At 49.6% G+C, this 23,311-nt stretch carries 18 protein-coding genes; 3 read left to right on the top strand and 15 right to left on the bottom strand.

All coding sequences use genetic code 11. The features are described 5' to 3' along the window. Window positions 1–683, bottom strand: a 683-nt coding sequence (locus tag WC959_08215) for a Gfo/Idh/MocA family oxidoreductase (protein ID MFA5689115.1), incomplete at its 3' end; no start/stop codon positions are given. A 399-nt stretch (window positions 684–1,082) separates the two neighbouring features. On the opposite strand from WC959_08215, the gene WC959_08220 reads away from it, so the two are divergent. Beyond that, window positions 1,083–1,340 carry a hypothetical protein gene (locus WC959_08220; GenBank protein ID MFA5689116.1) on the top strand — a complete coding sequence of 86 codons (258 nt, stop codon included), beginning with the start codon at window positions 1,083–1,085 and terminating at the stop codon, window positions 1,338–1,340. Between the two features lie 290 nt (window positions 1,341–1,630). Here WC959_08220 and WC959_08225 read toward each other — a convergent pair whose 3' ends face one another. From WC959_08225 to WC959_08260, 8 genes are all read right to left on the bottom strand, one after another. Beyond that, window positions 1,631–2,992 (bottom strand): sulfatase, encoded by a 1,362-nt coding sequence (locus WC959_08225; GenBank protein ID MFA5689117.1) that lies wholly within the window; start codon window positions 2,990–2,992, stop codon window positions 1,631–1,633. 58 nt (window positions 2,993–3,050) lie between these two features. Beyond that, window positions 3,051–4,565 (bottom strand): sulfatase-like hydrolase/transferase, encoded by a 1,515-nt coding sequence (locus tag WC959_08230; protein MFA5689118.1) that lies wholly within the window; start codon window positions 4,563–4,565, stop codon window positions 3,051–3,053. Between the two features lie 86 nt (window positions 4,566–4,651). Then, on the bottom strand, window positions 4,652–5,296 hold the full coding sequence (locus tag WC959_08235) for a sulfatase-like hydrolase/transferase (GenBank protein MFA5689119.1): 645 nt from the start codon (window positions 5,294–5,296) through the stop codon (window positions 4,652–4,654). Window positions 5,297–5,461: 165 nt separating this feature from the next. Further along, entirely contained in the window at window positions 5,462–6,130 is a 669-nt protein-coding gene (locus WC959_08240; GenBank protein MFA5689120.1) for a PEP-CTERM sorting domain-containing protein, read from the bottom strand. A 221-nt stretch (window positions 6,131–6,351) separates the two neighbouring features. Beyond that, window positions 6,352–7,500 carry a uroporphyrinogen decarboxylase family protein gene (locus tag WC959_08245; protein MFA5689121.1) on the bottom strand — a complete coding sequence of 383 codons (1,149 nt, stop codon included), beginning with the start codon at window positions 7,498–7,500 and terminating at the stop codon, window positions 6,352–6,354. Window positions 7,501–7,529: 29 nt separating this feature from the next. Then, complete coding sequence (locus WC959_08250; GenBank protein MFA5689122.1) at window positions 7,530–11,042, bottom strand: hypothetical protein; 3,513 nt, start codon at window positions 11,040–11,042, stop codon at window positions 7,530–7,532. Between the two features lie 41 nt (window positions 11,043–11,083). Then, on the bottom strand, window positions 11,084–11,737 hold the full coding sequence (locus WC959_08255) for a hypothetical protein (GenBank protein ID MFA5689123.1): 654 nt from the start codon (window positions 11,735–11,737) through the stop codon (window positions 11,084–11,086). Window positions 11,738–11,776: 39 nt separating this feature from the next. Then, window positions 11,777–12,487, bottom strand: a complete 711-nt coding sequence (locus WC959_08260) for a hypothetical protein (GenBank protein ID MFA5689124.1) — start codon at window positions 12,485–12,487, stop codon at window positions 11,777–11,779. Between the two features lie 200 nt (window positions 12,488–12,687). Here WC959_08260 and WC959_08265 point away from each other — a divergent pair, with 200 nt between their 5' ends. Beyond that, entirely contained in the window at window positions 12,688–13,698 is a 1,011-nt protein-coding gene (locus WC959_08265; protein MFA5689125.1) for a LacI family DNA-binding transcriptional regulator, read from the top strand. 33 nt (window positions 13,699–13,731) lie between these two features. Here WC959_08265 and WC959_08270 read toward each other — a convergent pair whose 3' ends face one another. The 4 genes from WC959_08270 to WC959_08285 all read right to left on the bottom strand — a co-directional run bounded on the left by WC959_08270 (window position 13,732) and on the right by WC959_08285 (window position 19,119). Further along, on the bottom strand, window positions 13,732–15,684 hold the full coding sequence (locus WC959_08270) for a hypothetical protein (GenBank protein MFA5689126.1): 1,953 nt from the start codon (window positions 15,682–15,684) through the stop codon (window positions 13,732–13,734). 182 nt (window positions 15,685–15,866) lie between these two features. Next, window positions 15,867–16,547 (bottom strand): hypothetical protein, encoded by a 681-nt coding sequence (locus WC959_08275; protein ID MFA5689127.1) that lies wholly within the window; start codon window positions 16,545–16,547, stop codon window positions 15,867–15,869. Between the two features lie 25 nt (window positions 16,548–16,572). Continuing rightward, on the bottom strand, window positions 16,573–17,325 hold the full coding sequence (locus tag WC959_08280) for a hypothetical protein (protein MFA5689128.1): 753 nt from the start codon (window positions 17,323–17,325) through the stop codon (window positions 16,573–16,575). Window positions 17,326–17,613: 288 nt separating this feature from the next. After that, window positions 17,614–19,119: a glycosyl hydrolase family 28 protein gene (locus tag WC959_08285; protein MFA5689129.1), complete on the bottom strand. Its 1,506-nt coding sequence runs from the start codon at window positions 19,117–19,119 to the stop codon at window positions 17,614–17,616. A 135-nt stretch (window positions 19,120–19,254) separates the two neighbouring features. Between WC959_08285 and WC959_08290 the strand changes: the two genes are divergently transcribed. Then, a complete protein-coding gene (locus WC959_08290; protein MFA5689130.1) occupies window positions 19,255–20,298 on the top strand; it encodes a LacI family DNA-binding transcriptional regulator in 1,044 nt (347 codons plus the stop codon). A gap of 33 nt (window positions 20,299–20,331) precedes the next feature. Here WC959_08290 and WC959_08295 read toward each other — a convergent pair whose 3' ends face one another. Next, the gene (locus WC959_08295) at window positions 20,332–21,225 is read right to left on the bottom strand and encodes a hypothetical protein (protein ID MFA5689131.1); all 894 of its coding nucleotides are present in this window, start codon (window positions 21,223–21,225) and stop codon (window positions 20,332–20,334) included. A 56-nt stretch (window positions 21,226–21,281) separates the two neighbouring features. Beyond that, window positions 21,282–23,171: a right-handed parallel beta-helix repeat-containing protein gene (locus tag WC959_08300; GenBank protein MFA5689132.1), complete on the bottom strand. Its 1,890-nt coding sequence runs from the start codon at window positions 23,169–23,171 to the stop codon at window positions 21,282–21,284. Window positions 23,172–23,311 lie beyond the last annotated feature (140 nt).

Below are 23,311 nucleotides of genomic sequence, written 5' to 3' on the forward strand. Positions count from 1 at the left end.
ACTTTGACCGGTTCAGATTCTGCCATCAGATTAAACAGGTCAAAATAATGACAGCATTTTTCAACCATTGTACCGCCGGAATATTCTGAAAACTTATTCCATTCCTCCCATTTATTCAAAAACGGGCGGCGATGCTCCATGATATACATCATCTTTATATCGCCAGCGGTTTTCCGCTCTTTTAATTCATCCAGCAGCACCTGATAAACCGGTTTAAAACGGTATTCCAGGCCGATGAAAAATACTTTCTCATAATCGCGTGCCAGCTCAGAAATTTTCCAGGCATCCTGCAGCGAAGCGGAAATCGGTTTTTCAAGTAAAATATGTTTTTTAGATTTGCAGACCTTTTTCACAACATCAAGATGTGTGTAATTCGGGCTGCTGATAATCATAGAATCGGAGTTTTTATCCGCACAGGCTTCATCCAATGACGAATAAATTTTTACGCCGGAAAGTTTGGGATGAAGTTGTAAACAATACTCTATGCTAGCCGGATTCGGGTCGTAAATTCCAACAACATCCGCCTCACCGACGGCTTCAATCGTCGTGATGTGCTCCGCCCCCATACAGCCGGCACCGATAATTGCAATCTGCGGGCGTTTCAAATTCGAATTGCCGTCTTCGCGGCCCCAAACAATCGAAAGGTCAAGCTCTAACGGAATATACGGCTTCTTCTCATTCATAACGATCTATCTCCTTAAACAAAACATTTCATTAATCTTTTAATTTACCGCGGATGCCTGCCGCCGGTTCAGATTTTATTTTTAATATTTTTCAAAAGGATAACCTAGCTTTCTGCGCGATAAACTGTTTTTTATGTTAATCGTTTTACCTTAACGCGATGGAGATATATTGTACCGCAAATTATGCGCTGGTGATATCCGGCAGCTCAGAGGAGATATCCTTAAATTGCTGATGAATATTTTGGAACCGGCACAGAAAATAAAAAACAATTCTAAGTTTTATAGATTCCCGATTTATTCAACTTTACCCAAAAAAGAGTTCATAAATTCGTTTTCGTCTTCCGGGAGAGCCGCTGTTTCTTTGCTGGAATGATCCGCATACCAAAAGCGCTAAGGAGCATGGATTCTAACCGCCCGGGCATCGGGATAATTTATCCGGAATTAAACGCGGATCGGGTAAAAAGACTCGCTGCAGGCAGGCAGCAAAAAGTGTCAAATGACACGAAGCAGGAGATTTATATCACCTTTGGGGCGGGTAAAACTCAACGTTTTTTAATTGCCAATGGCACTGTTGCTCTGCGGCTAGAGCATTTTAAATTAATGTATAGCCGCAAAAACGCGCAAAAATCGCCAAATAATTATGGGCCGAATGATTGATAAACCGCAGAACGCACTGAGAACTTTTCAACTCTCAACTGTAAACTGAAAACCCTGAATACGGAACGCGGCGAGGGCGCCGCGTCTACTGCTCTGCCGCTCTGCTAATCCCTGAATGCCTGATGCTTTCTGCAGAACTTCCGTGTGTGTTGTGAATCCCGTGGTTTAAATATCTGCGTTCATCTGCGTTATCTGCGGATTTCCCAAGGCAGGCAAAGATGCCTGCGATACATTACACTTTTGTGTGTTTTTTGTGACTATAATTTTTCTTAATACGCTCTAAACTGTAATTATTCATAAATCCATTTATGCCGCCACGGGTCAGACGTTTCCGTCTGAAACGCTTTCAGCTTTTCACAGTATTCTGCAACCTGTTCAGCATATTCCGGATCTCCGGCGAGGTTATTAATTTCATCCGGATCGTTTTCCAGATTATATAATTCAAACCGCGGACGATGCAGATAGTCGTTAACCTTCCGGACACCGAATGTTTCATGTCCGCCCTGGATTGCGGCCTGCCACGATGCCGAGTGCCATAAATCAGTCGAACTTGGATAGGTTAGCGGATGCGCAATGTTCCAGATGAATTTATATTTTTTCGAACGGATAATCCGCATCGGGTAATAATTTGTCACTTCGTGGAATGTATGGGCGGCAAAAACTTCTTCGCGCCAGTTCTCGGGAGATGTTTCTTCAATTATATTCCGGAATGACATGCCGTGAAATTCCTTTGAATCCTCCGGCAGTGCGCCGGCGAAATCAAGAATCGTTGGGGTAAGATCAACCCATGAAACCAGTGCGTCGCAGGCTATGCCGGTCTCTTTTTGTTGCGGAGCTTTAACAATGCACGGCAGCTGCATGCCCGGATCGTACAATGTTGTTTTCGATGCCGGGAAGGCGGCACCGTTGTCAGAAATATAGATGATCAGTGTGTCGTCATATTTCCCTTCTTCTTTCAGAATTTCGATTAACCGTCCGATACCGCGGTCGAGACGTGAAATGGATTGATAGTATTGCGCCAGCTCTGCGCGCACCTCCGGAAGATCGCTCAAGAACGGGGGCACTATCACTTCGTCAGCTGTATAAAACCGCTCTGTGTCGCCAGGATAGGCCTCCGCTGGATTTCCGAACCGGTTCGGTTTATATGGACTGCTCTCGTCGACATTCACGCAGCGGTGCGGATTGAATGAACACCAGTAAAGGAAGAACGGTTCGCCGCCGGAAATGAACTCACGGCACGCCTCCGCCAGCGCAATATCATTGCGGTCTAAATGATTTTCCGGCAGATTAAAATCGAACGGGAAAAGATTTTCCGGAGAAAAATGTTTTTTTCCGGCACGTCCGGTACGGTACCCGGCGGACTGCATACGCGCCGGCAGCGAGACCACGGAATCAAAACAGGAAAAATGATGCTGTGCATGCGAAAGTCCGTAGGTTCCGTTGGTGTGATTATGAATACCGGTGAGGATAGCAGAACGGCTCGGAGAACTGGATGCTGAGGTACAGAATGCATTTGTAAAACGCGTACCGTCTGCCGCAAGTGCATCAAGATGCGGGGTGTCGATAGCCGGATTTCCGTAACAGCCAAGCGACTCACGGCCGTGGTCGTCTGATACCATTAATACAATATTATATTTTTTTTTCTGTTTCATATAAGGATTTTTTCTGTTTTCTGTTCACGCTTTTATAAAATAGCTATCGCAAAATCGTTTACGTGCGAACGGTGTCTTTTATTTCCGACCAGCGTGCTCCATATTTTTGCAGACGTACCACCGGATCATCTTTCTCGTTTTCCCGGCGCGGAGCATCCTCCGCCCAGGTATAAACACGGCACGTATTCTCGCGATATGTCTTTATCCGTTCCGCCATTTCCGAACGAACGTCCTGATAATCCGGATGTCTGAACAGATTGTTCAGTTCGCCGGGATCATTTTTGCAGTCATACAACTCGCCGTCATCCGGCATGGTGTCGTAATGCACAAACCGGAACTGACCGTCGCGCACAGCATAAACTGCTTCCTGCGGCGGCACAAATTCCCACTCGCAGATAGTAAATTCGCGTCCGGCACTTTCGCCGCGAATGGCCGGCATCACTGAAACACCGTCGATGCCGGCTTCGTTTTCGATGCCGGCAAGATCGGTCAGCGTCGGATAGAAATCCGTGTTTTCAATGATCGCTTCGCAGATTTTTCCTTGCGGCACGCCGGGGCCGGCCAGAATGAACGGAATGCGGTGAATCGATTCGTAGATCCCCAGATTTTTAAGCGTCAGGCCGTGCTCGCCGGCGAAATCGCCGTGGTCGGCGGTGTACACAATCACCGTATTCTCAAGCTCGCCCTGCTCTTCGATTTTCTTGAGCACCTCGCCGATTGCCTCGTCCAGCATGGTAATCAGCGTAAAGTGCGCCGCCATCTGTTCGCGCAGCTCGGCGCTATCGACTGAACGGAACGGATAGCCGGAGCCCTGCGCCGCGTTCACATAGTTGCGCTGAAACTCCGGTTTGCCTTCGAATTTGCGTTCCAAATAATCGACGGCGCTGTCCGGCAGCGAAAGCGTTTCCGGATTATAGTCATGCGCCCGCGACGCCGGCGGCGAATAGGGATTATGCGGCCGCTGGAAACTGACCTTCAGGAAAAACGGTTTGTTCAAATCGCGCTGCTCAAGGAACTCGACGCCCTTGCGCCCCGTCCACGCTTCCAGCGAAAACTCTTCCGGCAGCTCGCTGATAAACGCGCGGTCGCCCCAACCCGGATGCCCCGGCACAATTCCGCCGTGGTCATACAAATCGGCAATGCCGGCTTCGACCAGATCGTTAAAATAGTGGCACGACTGCGGATTACAGGCCTCTGCGTCGCACAAATCCGACAGGCGTAAAAACCCAAATCCGGCGTGCACCCAGCTCAGCGGCAGATGCGCCTTGCCGACCATGCCGGTTTCATAGCCGTGCTGCCGGAACAGGCGCGCCACGTTCGGTGCATCGCTATGCAAATCGCGGACAAAATTGCCGGAAATTCCGTGTGTCTTCACCTGCTGCCCGGTTAAAAACGTACTGCGCGACGGCGCGCTGACGGGGTTGTTGGCATAGGCTCGGCTAAACACAACACCCTTTTTGGCCACGCGGTCGAGGTTCGGCGTTCTCACATCCGGATGCCCGGCAATTCCCATGCAGTTCGCGTTGTGCTGATCGCTCATCAGCCATAAAATATTCACTTTTTTCTTACTCATTCTGGTTCTTCACCTTTGGTTCAAAAATTGAACGCGTGTTATCGCACAGTTTTCGAACGGCTTCGACTTAAAAAGTAGTTAACCGGTTAACATTGACGCAATTCTTCGCGCAAAACCTCCAACGCCGGATAGCGCCCGCTCCACGCCAGCCACGGTTTTTCGGCACCGGCGTGCCTGCGGACGAACTCGATGCCGCGGTCCATGATCCAGCCATCCATCTGGTCTTTTTCGCCGAACACAGATTTGCCGAACGTAACGCCAAGCGTGCGTTCTTCCACGCGCCGCACCAGATCGCGATAGAACCGGTCCAGCAGACCCTGCAGGTTTAAATGCTCCGTATAGGCACTGGCGCGCAAAAAGGCATTGGAACATTTACCGGCGGTTTCCACGGCATCGGTAAACCCGAATTTACGAAGCAGCGGCGCGCTCAGCGGTAGCTCCGTATCGTGACGCCAGAAAAGATGCAGCTTACCGCGCACACCGGTTTCATAGCCGGCATCGCGCACCGCGCGCACCATATTCGGCGTGTCCGGCCACAAATTATAGGTGGGATTAATCACACACCCGTGCTGATGCACATACAAACCAGTAAACAGCGAAATCCGCGCCGGCACGCACACCGGCGCTTGCGTGACAACATTGCGGAACAAAACCCCGTCTTCCGATAACCGGTCGAGCGCCGGCGTTTTAACCTCCGGATGTCCCAACCACGACAGGCAATCCGCGCGCATCTGGTCATAAAGATAAACACAATGGACGGACGTTTTTTCATGAGTGGGTTTTCCGGCAAGGGGCTGCCATTCGGCGCCTGTTTCGATTCCTATTAAAACAAATTCCCGGCGGAACCGCCGGGAATTTTATGCCGGCAAATGCCGGCTCAACCCATCGACGCAAGGTTAGAGTTTACGCCGCGCAATGAATGCTCCGACAAGCCCGATAAGCAGCAACGCCAGCGAGCCCGGCTCCGGAATGGTTTCAATCGTCAGCACCGGCCACATACCTTGATTATCAGATTCTTTCGTCGCAAAATTGTAGCCACTAGCAGGGGTGGTATTGTCATATCCATCCACTTGCGCACGAAATACAATATGGCTCATTCCGTTTTCATATGCCTCGTTAATTGCCTCCACCAATTGTTCGTTCGACAACTGGTATTTTCCATTTGTTTCCGCATTTTCCGGCGTCAGGAATTGTTCGACTGAAAAATTCGCTGTTGCGGAATAATCGCTCAGCTCAACCGTGCCGTTATTTTTAAAGAAAACATCAATTCTTACATTGCTCACTGGTGTGCCGACAACTCCCCGAAGAAACCACTGTACACTGGCGAAGCTGACGATTTCATCTGCTGTCAACGCCGGCAGTTCAAATATAAAAGCGCCGGCAAACAGATTTTTATTATTCGGCCCATCAGTCACCTGTATATTATTTTTAGTCGCATCCAGATTATCGGCGGTGCCGGTTCCCCCATAATCCGAAAACCGGGCATCATCAGAGGGATAAATAAGCGCCGCCTGCACTGAAGCGACGACGAATGCTGCTGCCAGAATATATTTTATATACTTCATTTTGTTCTCCTTTTCCTTTCTTGCGTTTTTCAATCTGGATGATTGATGCGCTGGTTCCTCAATCTGCTTTCAATACACCTCTTTACTACATAGCTTCGAGCATACACCCGATTGTTCAGGGCAAAATTTCTTTTTTTGTTAACCGTTTAACGTCGCGGTGTTTCATTGGTTTTTTTATTTTGTCGGCGTGCCGGCATAACGCTCACCCAATTTTTTCCTGATTAAAACCGGTCTCTCTGCCGGACAAATTCGTCGAGCAGCGCCATAAAGTTTTCATATTTTGTTCCATAAGCGATGGAGTGGCTCGGGCCGAGGATAAAACCGGGGAAGCCATCCGCCTCTTCAAAACAACTGCGGACTGTTTTTCTAACATCGTCCGGCGTGCCTTCAATCAGCACTTCAAGCGGCACCGCGCCCCAGACACTGAGGCGGTCGTTGGATTTTTTGCGAAGCGCGGAAATCGACATCGCCGAGGTGGTCTGAATGGACTGGTAGCCGTCGATGCCGGCTTCGATGAACAGATCCAGCAGCGGCAGCGTGTTGCCGCAGTTGTGCATGACCACCTGCTGGCAGAATTTGCGCATGTGCTGCAGGCGGGCTTTGAGATATGGCAGGCACTGCTCGCGGAACATGTCCGGCGACATCAGCGGGCCGTTGGTGCCGGCCATATCGCGTTCGATCAAAATGCCGTCCGCCCACGGGCGGATGGTGTATTGATCCACAGCGTTCTGCTGAAACAGCAGTTGAGCATTGCACGCCTGCATCACTTCCGGATAGAGCGCCATGGTCATCAGCGCGTTGACGGTGCCGTCGAGCGGCGTATACGAAACGCACTCGAAATTGCCAAGCATCATATAGCGCTCATCGCCGAGCTGTTCCGCCAGATAGTCCATCAGTTCAAATTCAGACGGATCGGGAACTGGCGGCAGTTCGCGGGATGCATATTCCTCTACCTGGTGCTCTTTGAACGAGGTGTCGTCCGGAAAAAACATCACATCATTTGCTCCCGGCTCAAGCTTCCAGACGCCTTTGCGCGCGTCGTCCCGATAGGTGTTGGCATCAATTCGGCGCGGCGGATTTTCGGGCGTATGCCCTTTCGGCGGCACGCGCACGGCTTCTTTGGTGGTGACCAGATCGACGCAATCGAGCTTGCGGTAGAAGTCGACGATGTCCTGCTTGGCGGCATCAACCGCTTCGTCGCGCCGCCCTTCCCACATGGCGCGCTGCCATTCCGGCTTATTCCGCAAAATCGTTTTGCGGCCGATTACTTTGGAAATAATGTCGTGATCGGCAAAATAAAGCCCCAGCGGCGTTTTATCGACCGGCTGTTTGTTAATCGCTGCTTTTACGCGCTCTTTTGGATTCATCATTCCCTTCTCTCTGTATTATTAAAACTCATTCAATTCGTAAACGTCAGCGAATGAACCGTAAACGACCCCTCGGTGTCCGCCGGCGAATTGCCCTGAAGCGTCACTTCTCTGATTTTGTTCAGGTCCAACCGTCCGTTATCGTCCGGCGCGCCCCAACCGCCCAGCGGCGTGAAGTCGGCCGGCAGGCGTACGGTGACAATCTGCCGCTTACCCTTCGTTTCATGCTCAAGCTGCGGCACGGAGCGGTAGAGGCTGCCGTTGCGCTCTTTGAGAATGACGGAGAAGGTGAAGGTCGACGGATCGTCGAATTCAATATCCAGCAGCAGTTTTGAAAAACCGCCGAAGTCGTCGGCATCCGTCATGGTCGCGGTGAAATTGCCGTACACTCTCGTGCCGAATTTATAGGAAAATTTCACAGCGTTGCCCGCCGGCACGGCTTTCCAAACACCATCGTTCGGTGTCGCTGCCCATTGCCAGTCGGCGGCTTTAATCGTTAGCGGGTCGCGGTTCAGATATTTTCTCAACATGAACGGCAGCTTCCGTTCGACAACATAATTGGCGGCGGGCGCTTCGGCGACGGCAATCCGGAACATCGCAGTATTTTCTTCGCCGAGCGTGCCGTTGTCTGCCGGCACGGTGACGGTAAAGGTCAGAGCAGCGCTTGCGCCGGCGTCGAGTGGCAGCGGCGCGGGCGCCGACGGTTCGCAAATCCAGCCGGCGGGGAATTCCGGCGTGATGGTGAAGGTTGCCGGATGGGCGAAGATATTGCGCACATCAAACGCCATGGTGAAGGTCGAACCGTCCAGCACCTGCTCCGGCTCGCTTGTTACAACCAGCGGAAACTCCGGCGTTACCGGATTGTCGGCATTGAATTCGATATAGATCGGCTCAATGCCCACTTCAATCACCGTGGCATCTCCGGTTCTGTTTACCGTGTTGAGCGGCGCGCCGGCGATGTCGGTGCAGGCCAGCGCATTGGGCGAACGAAGTGTCAGATAGCGCGGATCGACGGAATTTTCGTTTCTAAATGCAACCAGAACCTGTTTGCCGTTTTCCGCGCCGAAGCGCAGCAGGTGCAGTGCGTGGTCGCCGGTTTCAATCCGCTCGGCAAACGGCAGTCCGTTCAGCGCGCGGGAGATTGCGCAAAATGCCGCGACGATTTTTTTCGGAATCATGTGTTCGGCGTTTTCATAATAGAAACCGTAATAGAACGGATTCGGCGCGCCGCCTATGCCGGACGGCATGAACCAGTAGGTGCGGTCAACGTGGTTCGCCATGAGCATCAGGTTCAGTTTTGCCATATAGCGCGCGGCGGCGGCTTCCGAAAAGAGGCGCACGCCGGGGAAGCGGGATGGTTTCATGGGCAGGAATCCGTCGTCGCAGCGGTAGCCGACTTCGGTCGCCCACAGCGCGGGCGAGAAGGATGCGTTTTCCGTCAACCGGCGCACAGCGGCAATTTCATCTTCCAGCGAGGTGATTTCCGCGCTCGTCAGGCGGTATGGATGGAAGGAGAGCACGTCCATTTTGCCGGCGGCGCCATATCCTAAAACGGATTCCATATAGCCCAGCGCAATTTGCGAGGTGCACATGCCAACCACATTTCTATCCGGCGCCTGCGCTTTGATCACGTCGTAAACTTTGGCGAGGTATTCTGCATACTCTTCCATTGTGCCGGGGAAATTGCCGTTGGGTTCGTTGTAGATTTCATAGTCGGAGATGAGGTCTTTGGTGTCTGCCACAACGCGTTTGACCATCTCCACTGCCACCGGAACATTAAACTGATAGTTTTCGTCTTTCGGCACCCACGACGGCGGCGGGCCGTAAACCAGCGCCATCAGTTCGGCAGCGGTTTCCTGCTTGAAGTATGCCAGCATGTCCCGGTTCACATTCCAGGCGTCCGGCGTGGGCTGCAGGTTGCGCCACTGGAATCCGTAGCCGTGGAGACGTAGGCCGCCGGCGCCCATGCGCGCGGCGGCGACGGTCTGGTTGCGGGGGTTGCTTTCAACCATGACCATGGAGAAGCGCGGATCGACCGGCCGGCGTGGCGGCGCGGCGACAACGAAGGCGGTGGCGCCGGTTGCGGCGCCACCGAGATCCCATTTTACGCGGTAATAGCCGGGGACGGAAACCGGCAGGTCAATCGTTTCGCTGAGGCGCCCATTCAGCGCCACCGTTTTTCCGTTCGCCAGCACTTCCTGATCGTAGTAATCCGTGACAGTATAGCTCAGTTTGGTGCTGGCGGCGTTGCCGGCCTGATAGTTGCTGGCACGCAGAATAAAGCGCGGCATTTCGTTCGTGAAAAAGATGGATGCGAGCTGCGTGCTTTCAAGTGAGGCTTCGACCGGCGCGAATGGAATGAATTCCTGCTCTTCAAATGCCCGGGTGCCCAGCATGACGTCGTCAATGTCCATTACGCCGGAGGCGGAAAAAACCAGCTGAAGCTGATCGAGATAAAATCTCGGCGCGTCAAATTCAAAGGCGTACCACTGCCACTCTGAGTTTAAATTAATCTGCTGCGCCAGCTGGGTTTCATATATGGCCTTGCCGGACGGGATTCCGCCGAGCGAAACCGTCCCGGTTGCGGCGTCGCCGCGCACCCGGAATTTCAGAAACAGTTTGCTGCCCCCACCTTTGACCCACGATGAACGCACAAACAGGTTATTTGCGCGGTTATCTTTGGGCGTCAGGCGCAGATAGGCGTTTCCGTCCGGCGTATCGGACGTCACGGCCATGCTGCTTTCAAGATCTTTGCTCTCCGGCCACCAGCCGAAGTTGCCGGCGTTGAAGGTTCCGTTTGGCATCAGGTTTTTGGCATCGGTTGACACCGGCTCGCTGATGAGCGGTTTGAGCGCCGAGGTCAGCCGGAATGAGCTGATTAATTCGGAGCCGTTCGTGTCGGTATCCGCGCCGATCACAACCCAGCGGATTGATTGCAGCTCCGGCGTGAACGAAAGACTTGCGAGCGGATAGTTTTCCAACACGGTCAGGTTATCCGCTTTTGCCGTAATCGTTTTATCAGCGAGGTTATATTCCAAGCGGTACATTTTGTCCGCGCCGCCCTTGATTGTGCCCCAGGTGCCGGGGATGTTGACCAGTCCGGTGTCGTTGACGCAGCGCAACTGATAGACCACATCGTCGCCTCTGGTCGACAACGACCAAAACAAGTCGCCCTTATAGCCAAACGTGCTGTGTTCGACTTTGGAGGAGAGCCCGATCTGAAGCGTTTTTTTCAGCCCGGCGGGATTCGCCGCCGTTTCTAAGAGCAGAACCGTGTGCTTCGAGGGAATATCCGACGCTTTAAAGCGGAACGAACTGTTGCAGTTCACTTCCGACGCCACGGCAGTGGTAATAAAGCCGTTGCCGTAAACAAATGAGGAAGATTTGCCGCCCTCATAGCGGCGGGTAACCACGCCCTGCTGCACCGGCGTGCCGGTGAGCGTCGCGCCCTCTTTCCGTCCGGAAAAATCATCTTCGAACAAGACATCGGCGGCAGACACCGATACATTAAAAAACAAAAACAAAACAAATAGTAGATGTTGCATTTTGATATTCCTTCAACTTGATGTTTTTTGCGAATAAACGCTCATAGGTTTCCGATTAAAAAAAGTTTCAGTGCGGGTTTCGGCACCGTGCCGATAACCAGCGACGGCCGTATGCTCGCGGTTGTTGCGTCAACGGACGCAAATTGATATCCGTCGATATTCGGATCCTGATTGCCCTCCTCCATATCCTGCAGCTGCAGGCGGAACACAATATGGCTCATGCCGTTTTCATAGGCGGAGTTAACGGCGGCGGTCAGCGCCGCATCGTTCTCCCATGAATACAGTTGCGCCGAGGCCGACGTTGGCGTCAGGAAGTCCAGTTTGATAGCATCCGCCGGCGCCTGATAGTCTTCTTTTTCAATCTCGCCGGTGTTTTTGAAAAAGACGCAAATTTTCAAATTTGGCGGTGAATTATAAAGCGTCCGATAATACCACGTTGCGGAAATGGAACCTGCTTTATTCTCTGCCGGCAAGTCCGGAAGCTTATAGATAAAAACACCGGCGGAAATATTTTTATTATTTGCCGCATCCCCTACCGTAATATTTAAGGATGTTTCATCGTAAATTCCGTTACCCACTCCGGAACCACCGGTTGAAGTAACCCGGGCATCGGCGACGGGATTGTTGGTAAAACTCGCCGCGTTCAGCGCGGCGGCGGTCAGCAATATCGGCATCATACATTTCGTGTAGTTCATAGATCGCTCTTCGTATATTACACCGAATCCGCCTGCCGCTTAGGGCTGCGCAGAAGATGACAACCGGAACGAACGGATCAGCGCCGAGCCGTTCGTATCGGGATCCGCACCGATCACAACCCAGCGGATCGACTGCAGCTCCGGCGCAAACGAAACGCTTGCGAGCGGATAGTTTTCCAGCACGATCAGATCATCCACTTTTGCCGTAATCGTTTTTTCGGCGAGGTTATATTCCAGGCAGTACATTTTGTCCGCACCGCCTTTGATTTTGCCCCAGGTGCCGGGGATATTGACCAGCCCGGAATCGGTGGTGCAGCGGAGCTGATAGACCACATCGTCGCCGCTGGCCGAGAGCGACCAGAACAGGTCGCCCTTATAGCCGAACGTGCTGTGCTCGACTTTGGAGGAGAGTCCGATCTGAAGCGTTTTTTTCAGCCCGGCGGGATTGGCGGCCACCTCAAGCAACAGCACTTTATGCTTCGCCGGCAGGTCTGCTGTTTTAAACCGGAACGAACTGTTGCAATTCAGCTCATTTGGAACCGCAGTGGTGATAAAATTTTTCCCGTAAACGAATGAACCGCCTTTGCTCCCTTCATAGCGGCGGGTAATGATCCCCTTCTTCACCGGCGTGCCGGAAAGGATGGCTCCCGGGTCGCGTCCGGTAAAATTGTCTTCAAATAAAACATCCATAGAAAAAGCGGACATAGACAAACCCAATGCGGCAAATAAAACAAACGTCGTTTTCTTCATACTTCGAATCTCCCTGTGTATTAGTGTTTACAAGCCACCGGCAGTAACCGGCTGATTTCTGAACGCGAATTTTAATCGGCGATTGATACAAGGAAACTGTTTTTATTGTTAACCGTTTAACATTTAATTTTTTCAACATTCAAGTATCGACATTTTTTAACAAAACTCCCATCGTCAGCAACATGGCAGAAAACATCAGAATGAAAGACATTGCCGACCGCGCAGGCGTCTCCATTGCGTCGGTTTCGCTGACCCTGAGCAATCATGCGCGAATTTCAGCCAAAACAAGAGCCCACATTCTAAATGTCTGCCGGCAGATGAACTATCAGGTTAATCCGGTGGGACGGGCGTTATCCAGCGCAAGAAAACTGTCGTCCGGCAAATCGTACCTTGGAACACTGGCGCTGCTCGAATGCGAGCAGCGTTTTGAGATCAGTAAAAACAATGCTGAAGTCGACAAACAAATCTGCCTGCTGAAAAAAATCTGTCAGCAATATGGCTATAAGCTGGATCATTTTGTCGTTACAGATTCTTGCAAAGAACAGCAGGCGCTCAGCCGGATTATACGCTCGCGAGGAATCCGCGGGGTGATTGTGTATGGATTTAACAGTGATATTCACCAATGGGCTCTGGAATGGGACTGTTTTGCGGCAATTGCTATTGCAAATTCAATGACCGAACATTTCATTCACAGTATCTCTCACTGCGCTCACGGCAATCTGAGCGAGGCGATAAGCAGAATAACGCAACGCGGCTATTGTGCGCCTGGATTTATTGTGGGACAATCGTTCCAGCAACACTATCTCACGGAATACGTCTATTCCACGGCATCTTTGAAATTGAAAAAAATCCCTCCCATCCAACTGGATTTTTCTCTGAAAAAATCCGTTTGGCGCAAACAGGCGTTAAACTGGCTCAATCGACACTCGCCGGATGTGCTCATCTCCAACGGGAACCGGGAAATTTTTGATATGTTACGGGAAGAGAATATCCGCGTTCCGGAAGATATCGGCTTTTTCTCGCTTGATGTTTGGAGCTTACGCCATCTGAGTGGATTTTTTAAAGATCACACGATTTTGTTCGAAATTTTGATCGATATCCTGCACGGCATGATGCTACGCAATAAAATCGGCCCGCCGAAGAATCCCTATTGCATCAGTTTGTCGGCAGAATGGAACGAAGGCCGCACCATTCGCCCCGAATCAAGCTGAACTTTTATCGTCGGCGGGAGTTGCCGGCGTGTTTTAGCTCACCGATCCATCATCCGCAGCATCTTCTCGTCCGTCCTGCCGCAGCAGGCGGAACATCACCGCCAGGTCGCGACAACCGCCAATGACATACCAAATGACTGTGATGAATGAGATCGTTGTGATCGCGATGGTGAAGAAATACCAGAACTGCCCCCAGACGTTGTCAGAGATTTGCATCGAGGCGTTCAGCGTTGCACCGGTGGCGAACAGAACCACCCACAGGAGCGCATAGCCGGTAACGCCGGATGCAATAATTTTATCCGCCAGGCTGTATTCTTTGCTCACGCCCAGAATCCGCCAGATCAGGGACGGCCGTTCGTGAACCGCCAGATGGTCGCCCGCAACGGCATATTCCCCGCGGTGGAGCATTTTTTCCATATTAAACGGCTGTTTGTAGGTGAGCAACGAAACGACGACATAGAGCAGCACGCAAATCGCCGAAATTCCGAAAGACGCCTGCATTCCGTTCAGCGGATATTGCGGGGCAATCGAAAGCATGCCGGGGATTACATCCCACCACGTGCGCAGGATTACGCTGAGCAATGCCAGCACGCAGCCGCTGCTCATCGCCGTCCATGCGCCGGCGGCGGTGCCGCGTTTCCAGTAAAGACCGCCGATAATGACAGAACCTCCGCCGCCGAGGAAGATGGTTCCGGTGATTTGAAAATACATCAGAATAAAATCTTTCAGCGGGAACAGCATGCTGAACATGAACGCAAACACCGCCGTGCCAACCACCGACCAGCGCAGCCATTTCAGGTGCTGCTGCGCCGACAGTTTTTTCTTTTTGAACGGCAGCAGCACGTCCTGGACGAAAATACTGCCCCAGGAATGCAGATAGGTGTCGTCAGTGGAAACCGCCGCCGCGATCACCAGCGCGACAAAGAACCCGATCATTCCCACAGGGAAAATGTGCGCAATAACCATCGGCGTGCGCATCTGAATCCGGGTCTGCGGATCGCCGATGGCATCCAGCGCGCCCTGAATCAGGGATGCATCGCTGGAAAATGCGACATGATGCAGCACAACAAAGGCAATAACCGGCGCCATCACCATCGTGAATTCCGTAACAATGCTGCGCCATACGCTGAGAATTCCCGCCATTTTCGCTTCATGAGGGTTGCGCGCCGATGAAAAATATCCCTGCGATCCCTGCCAGCCCATGAAGTTATAAAACCGGAGAACCGCCAGCATAATGAAAAATTGAACCGAAAAATCTTTGATGTCGGACTGGCTGTAGGGATTGAGCATGGATTCGTTTTGCGGCACGGCTTTCAGCGCTTCCATGATGGTTGTCCATTCAAAACTGATCAGCAGAAAGATGGTAATTCCGATTAACACAATCAGCGAAAACTGCCCTTGAATAAAATCCGTGACCAGCAGCGCGATCTGCCCGCCGGCCAGCGCCAGATACAGCGCGATTCCGATCATGATCAGCATCACCACCGGGAAAGTCGCAATGCTCATTCCGTAGACGGTGAATGAGGTCGGCAGGCCGCACAGGTGAATCAGCAGGCGCGCCGTCACGCCGGGGAAGATCCCGTAATTCATGATGCCGGAAAACCAGCAGACCATGCCGGAAAAGACGCGAAAACTGCGTCCATAGCGGACTTCAAAGAACTGCGCCATGGTCAGTGCGCGTGTTTCACGGAAGCGGTACGCGATAAATCCGGTGACAGCAATAATCATGGACACCGGCAGCAGCATCTGCTGCCACCAGTAAGCCGGGAAGCCGGCTTGAAAAAATTTCTCGTAATTCGCCACTAATGACGCAGCGCTCAACCCGGACATACCCTGCGCCACCGTCAGCAGATACCGTCCGGCACACCGGTTGGCGGAAAGATAATCAGCAACACCCTGCACATACCGTTTCGTGTAAATTCCGGTCAGAATCACTATTCCCATCACCGCAATAACGATCGACCAGTCCAGCCACTGCATATTCATTGAAATAAACTCCTCTTTACTCTCCGAATGATAACGTGCGGAATTTGCAACAGATAGGAAACGAATCAAAGCGATTTATGAGTTAAGCGTTTTACTCAATAATTGGATAAGTGTTCGCAAACCATCGAACATTTCATTTTCCATCAAAAAAAGGCTGGCAGATCATACCAGCCTGGAATTTTCTATTCTTTATGAGTCAGAGTAATTTCATCAATATGAACATAATCGTCATCCCAGTCGCCCTGCTTACGGAGAATAAACAGGTGCGGTTTTTTCATTGGAGACTTCACCCACTCTGAAAACGATAATCCACTGCCTGTATCGTATCCGGTGCGCCAGATATTTTTATTCGTATCCAGCTCCATTACCATCACAACAGGATCTGTTCCGGATAAAGGAACTGTAATTTGTCCTGCGGCACCGCTGCCGCCGGCCATCCAGCTTCTCAGAGCAATGTTCCCTGCCGTCCTGAAAAGCTGCAGTTGAATGTTTTTATTATCCTGATCCTGAAACAGAAAAACCAGCTGTTCACGGGCATCTTCTTTATAGGCAGATGTTATCTGCCATTTAGAAAGTCGCACCTGTACAGAGATCACTCCGCCTTTCACCGGCGAACCCCTATTTAAAGGAACATTGGCGCTGCCGAGTTCTTTTCCATTTTCAACCACCAGACATCCGCTGCCGTCTGTTGCGGCATCCTGAAATGTAAAGTTCACCGGATTAATTGAAACAGTTCCGGAAAACGCGGCGGTCTTCAGGGATGTTCCTTTTGGGTCATCAAAAGACCAGCATTGGGTTATTTCAGCGTACAGTCCAACAGAAAATGAAACTAGAACAAGCAATAGATTTTGAATCTTTTTCATATTACATCTCTATTTTAAATAATATTCATTTTTTTCTGTATTTCCGAATAACTACGGCTGCACAACAGGAAATTAAAATCAATTGAATTGACGAAGCCTCTGGGATTGTATGGGTAAGCGTAATTTCATCAATTTTCAGGATATCATCATCATTCCATTCACCCTCTTTGCTTATAATAAATGTTCCAATATTTGCCATCGGTGTCGTCGCCCATGCGTCGTAAACAGTATCCGCTCCGGTGTTATAGCCGATTCGCCATTCACCATCGTCAATGTTAAACTCCACAATCATGGTAAATTCGACCGAGTTACTGACCGTTGTTTTTACCGTATATGATCCGCCGGTCATAAAACTTCTTAAATCAAATTTATTGTCCGGCATTCTGAATAGCTGAAAATTAACCGTACCGCCGGAGCCTTGAAACATAAAATTAAACTTCTCTCTGGTGGTTCCGCCTCCCGCTGGGATTGCCGACGCCATATCCCATCCACTAATTTTCACCTCTAAAGACAGGATTCCGGATGTAATTGACTGACTCGCCAGACTGATATTGGCAGCTCCCAAGCCGTTGGAAACAATTAAGTTTCCAGCCCCATCTGTTGCCGCATTCGTTAATGTGAAATTTGCTCCATTAACGCTTAACGGGCCTGAAGATGCTGCGTCCAACAGGCTTGAGCCGGCGGGATCATCAAATGTCCATTTCTGAATAAAATCAGCAACGGCAAACTGCGTAACACACATTAAACCAAACATTGAACTAACTATTATTTTTTTCATATCAGATTCATCCTTTTTAATATTATATTTCTACTTTAGTCATACCACACCGCATATCAGCGTACCTTCTATGTGAACATTTTTGTATAAATGATGCATCACTTCCTTTCTTAATTTTGATCCAGAAAAAACCGGTCTTTTGTTCCCGGTAAAAATTTGATGAAACAATAACTGAATTATTGTTCAACACAGCGTCAGCCGGATAAAAAAGCCCGTCTTCACCGCAAATTTCAAACGCGCTGTTTTTTCTCTTTCAATCAGCTTATATTTCATTATCATTTTCCAAGTCTATTCACCGGTTTGAAATGACACATCAGATACCGCGCCGCTGATATAAAAATTCCCTGTTTTAAAATCTGTTACCGGTTTTCCCATCCACTTCATATCTTTAATCTTTATGTTTCTTATTGGATTTTTATCGCTGTATGAAATCAGCTGACATGCTGTTTTCTGATCAGGAGATTCTTCAATGAGCTGTAAGTTTTCGATAAGAACACCATCTATCCAGCCGGTCGGCGGAGGATGCCCGCCCGGAGGAATCGGCGGACGCATTTTAACACGGGTCTGAAACTCAATCATATATCCCGGCTGCGCCATTTGAGTTTTCTCACGAGGGCACTCTGAACGGATGTTGCGATATGTAATATTGGTGACAATTGCGGAGCCTTCTACTCCAATTCCGATTGCAGACCCGTATGCGTGCAGCACATCAATATTTTCAAAAAGAACATCCCTGATATATTCACCGTTTGTTTCTTTTCCGATTTCGCATGCCGCCCATCCGAAATCTATCCAGATCACCATATCACGAACCGTGATGTCTTCTGTGCTAATTCCGTTAAGAGCTTTAATTGCGATTCCGTCATCTCCGTTATGAATGAAACTTTTTTCAATCAACACATTTTTTGATGATAACGGATTAATTCCGTCCGAATTCTGCCGGTGAGCAATGATCTTGAAATTCCGGATGTGTACGCCGTCGGAATAATGCATCGCAACGCACCATCCCCACGCATCGAGAAATGTCAACCCCTCAAGATTCAGGTTTTTCGCGTTGTCCATCAACAGCATCTGGCCTTTGGCCGAATAGCTTTTATCCGCGTTTTTATCAATCACACCGCGCCCGCGCAGTGTCACATTATCCGCATTAATGCGAAAAGTGCATCCGTTCATGTAGGCTCCGCCGGCGAAATACAGTGTCTGCCCTTCTGCCGGAATAATCCGCAACGCTTTTTCTTTTCCCGCATAAAGTCCCGGAGCGAAATAAACCAGCGCACCGGGTTTATTTTTGATGATGTCTGTAATTTCATCGGCACCGTAATCTGTGCGCGGCTGAATTTTTATAACATCCTCACCGCTGACATTCGGTACATCCTGTTCAACAGGATTTCCGAAAATATGAAGCTCACTTGACGGATCATTATTAACTTCCAGCACAACATACATTGGCTCCGGCAGTGTCAGCGTAATTTCATTCCCCGATATTTCCGGCGTAATACCACGCGATAACGGACGCACAACTGCAGATTTTACAGCCTCATCTGAGACACGGATTTTCAATTCAACCGGATCAGAAAAACTGAAATTAGCCATGCCATACTTTTGAAAAGTTGCATCATCGCGATCCACAGCCATGAAGTCTGCATATACCTCCTGCACACGACAGGCTTCACCGTTAATCGTTAAAGAATACTTTTCACTCACAGGGATTGTGTCCGGCGCATTATGAATCGCAAGCTCTGCAACCAGCGCATTTGAAACTGTCACCAGCATTCCCATGATCGCTCTAAGCATAAATCAGCCTCCGTTAAATTTATATAAAGCAATATAAATACGCTCACGGCAAATCCAACAGATTTTTCAGTTAATCGCGTGAAATATAAAAAATATGCGTGAAAAAACAAAATCTACCGCATATAATCTCCAGATATGGATAAGATCACAACCATGAAAGATATTGCTGAACTTGCCGGAGTCAGTGCGGCAACCGTTTCTCTGGCACTAAACAACAATCCGAGAATTTCCCCTGCGACAAAACAAAAAATTTTAAAAATTTGCAGGGAAACCGGATATAAACCGAATCCCGCTGCCAGAGCGCTTGCACAGGTGAATACACAAGGCGGGAAAACCTATCTGGAAACACTGGCACTTCTGATTCATGAAAATACGACACCGTTCTTAAAATCTCAACACCGGCAGCTTTGGAATGAAAACCTGCAAACTTCATGTTCCTTAATGAGATACCGGCTTGAATCTTTCATAGTCGGTAAAACAAAAAAAGAACAGCTGGCATTAAGCCGTATTCTGCATACAAGAGGTATCCGGGGAGTTATTATTCCGGCGGTTTTTCATAAAATTTCTGACTGGTATATCGACTGGAGTAATTTTTCTGTTGTCAGCTATTGTGCTGATCACGGCGATCGTTTTTCACATAATGTCATCTGTAATTCATATCAGGATATGTACGATGCGGTCATTGGATTACATGATCGCGGTTATCAATGTCCGGCATATGTTGAAACGGACGAAACCCTTTATTTTTTGAAAGCAGGATTTGATTCCGCAGTACAACTCTGGCAAAAAAAAGGACTGTGTTTTAAATCATTAAAATACACAACAGGCACTACTCTGGAACAATTTGAAAAAAAGTTCATGCAGTGGTTCTACAAAGAAAAGCCGGATGTTCTTATCTCCAACAACGCAAATAAAGTTCCGGAAATCCTAAAAAAACACGGTCTTCGCATCCCTCAGGATATTGGATTCTTCTGCTCGGATATTCTTCCGTCACAACTCCATATTTCCGGACTGTTGCAGCAGCGTGACGCTGTATGCCGCATTCTTGTTGACACACTTCACGGAATGCTTATGCGTCATGAATACGGACAGCAGAACCGTCCTCTGACAATCCAGGTGCCAACCATTTGGAACGAAGGAACAACACTGCTTACCTCAAAAAATGCAGCGCCAGCATAAATGATTTTTTAATTTCTGCCGATAACGCTGCAATTATTCGCATTTAACCGCCGCCGGAAATACCTGCTGAATTTTTGACTGCACCTGTTGAATAATTTCTTCCGGCGTGCTGCCGGAAATTTCTGTCAGCAGCCATTTTTCCTGTGTGGAAAATGATTCTCCGGCACGCAGGAAATGAACCGGACTGGTGACTTCCATTTCATAGAAAGGGTAACGTCCGTCCCACGAAAAAACCTGCAGATTACTACCGTCAAGATACGGTTTCTTCTCCGGTGCCGGCGCGCAAATAATGAATGCTTCACCATGTTCAATCTTAGCGAGCCATTGCCCGTAACTGCCAAGTTTCAGCGGAACAGTGATTCCTGTGCCGGAAAATTTTAAGGCGCGCAGATCCTCATAATGTGTCACCTGCTCATCCAATGCCGGCTGCCGGATACAGTTGGCAAAGATATCTTCCACATGCGGTTCACGCGAAACATACACATCACCGCGCAGCGGGGCCTGAGCGACACTCCATAAATACACCGGAAACGGATTATCCCCCGCCCGCTCAACTGTGTAATCCATTGTCAGCACAGGCTGCTCAGCATCCAGCGTGATGCGCCAGCACACAGAGGCACTGACATCCTTCACAAACGTCTTCAGCGTGACAGAGCCATCTGTTTTTTCCAGCACCGTCCATGGAGAACCGTCGGTTTCCGCATCCGGCAAATGCCGACCGCGAATCTGCTTCCAAAACAGCTCCGGAGCCACCAGAATCTTCACGCCGCCGTAAAGCGGAACAGCATTGCCGAACGCAACCGGATCCTCTGCAACCCACAGCCGGTTTTCGCCGCCGGCGCGACGGAACGAAATAACGCGGCCGATGTCCGGACGGACAACCGCCTCTGCATTGGCATTACGCAAAACAATCTCTTCTGCATTCATAAAACCACTCCAGCATAAGATGCACATCAATAACTTTTTCACTTCACAAAATCCCCTTATTGGGTGGTTCCGACGGGAAGATCACTGTCCAGCGTCGAAAAATCGATCCCGCCCATCGATTTTAATTTATACTTAGTTTTTTTAGATAACGAAAATGTATTTCCGCGAATCGTTACATTTTTTGCATCGCCGATCATGATCGCCGAATCCGGGGAAAACGGCTGCGCTATAGTGCCGATCACATCAAACATCTGCGGATTGGTAATCTCATTATTCGCCACCGTAAGGCCGTCAACCGATTGCGCATAAACAGCGCATAATCCGCTCCGGATAATCTGATTGTTTTCGATGGCAACTGTTCTGGTGGAATAATTTGTGATGGCTCCGCCGGATTTCTCAATTCCAAAAATTGTAATGGCGCCGCGCTGCAAATGCCAGTCACTGCGAATGGTCTGCCCGAACGAGGTATCAATCATCACATTGTTGCTGATCACAATATCACCGCCCGTTCCGCTTTCGGCATAACTGTTCGCCGGCGACTGAGCGGCCATCGGTCCTATAGATACCGGGCAATGCGTCATCCATTCGAACCGGTTCCCTTCAATAATACCTGTTCGTCCCTGAACAATAATACCCCGACTCCGGATATTCATACACCGGTTTGAGCGGATCACAAAGTCGGATGAATAGTGCGGCAAACCAACCAGTGTGCCGGCGGGCAGCGTAATAGGATCGGCCAGCTGGATTTCGCCCTGATTGCTGTATGTATTGACATCACTTGGAATTACGAAATGATTTGCCGGCAGGTTTTCAATTAACTGCTCTATCTCCGGCGTGAACGGAATCGGATTAAACGCCGTAATTTTTGATGATCCGATCATTTTTCCGGTCAGCGCATCGTAAAATTCAACGGTCTTTCCTGCGAGATTAAGCTGATCCAATCCCATTTCCCAATATGTATCGCTGATCAACAGCGTGTCCGCCGCTTTCTGCTGCAGCACGACAGAATAATAAGAGTGGTAATTCAAGACATCGTCGCCGATGTCTTCAATCGAACAGTTTTCAACGAGAATACCATGGCTGTTTATGCCATGGAATGCGTCCGCACAGATTGACAGCAGGCGATCACTGTCCGGGCGACGGGCAATATTAACATATTTAAATGCCGTTTCCTGACAGCGATGCATGCGGAATGCCATACCGGCGGCGGTATAGACCGAAACATGCTCAAAGGTTACACCCTGCGAATCATACAGCCAGAAGAGCGGAACACGCCGCAGGGGAATCACAAGGGGATCGCCGTTTTTATAGTTCATCTGTGTTAATGTCAGATTCTGATAGCCGCTCAGTTTGAACCGGATTGTTTCCTCATCAATCTGTTCAACAGAACCCTTGACAATTGGACGCTTCATAAAATCCGGTTTTAATTTCCGGGTTTGCGCATCAAACAGCGCCACCGGCGAACCCAATCCCCTTAAAAGGAGATTTACGGCAGGAAAAAATCCCTCATCAACACGCAGATCAATCGTCATTGCACCATTATTGATGGCAACAATTTCTCCCTGGACATACGGCACCGGATCAAAATCCACCGTGAATCCACAGAACCGGACATTTTCGCAGTTTTTAAAAAAGATACTGGCTGAAATATCCTCAATCCAAAGCACCGCATTGCTGCCGTTTACCGTTAAATTTGAAAAGTTATTGAAATTCCATGATTTTGTTATCCGGTAATGTCCCGGCGGCACAGTAAATTCCTGAACACCGGATTCAGCCGCCGCCTGAATTCCGTCAAAAATTTCTATCCCGGCTTCTCGCTGCTGCTCTTTTTCTGCGTCGCTCCAGCCCGCTATTTCCGGCGGAAACGCTTTATTCGCAGTGGCGGCGCTGCGCCCTTCCGGTACATAAAAAAACAGGGCATAAACCAGAATAATCAACATGTGCATAGATATTTCCTTTCAGTTAAGAGAAAACAACTTTAGATATGTCTAGTATGAAATCAGTAGTCATACTACCCTTTCTTCTGTTAACCGGTTAATATCCGTATCATATATTTATTATTTAACACCAGATGATCTCGTAGCAA

This window comes from Kiritimatiellales bacterium, assembly GCA_041656295.1.
GTDB lineage: Bacteria > Verrucomicrobiota > Kiritimatiellia > Kiritimatiellales > Tichowtungiaceae > Tichowtungia.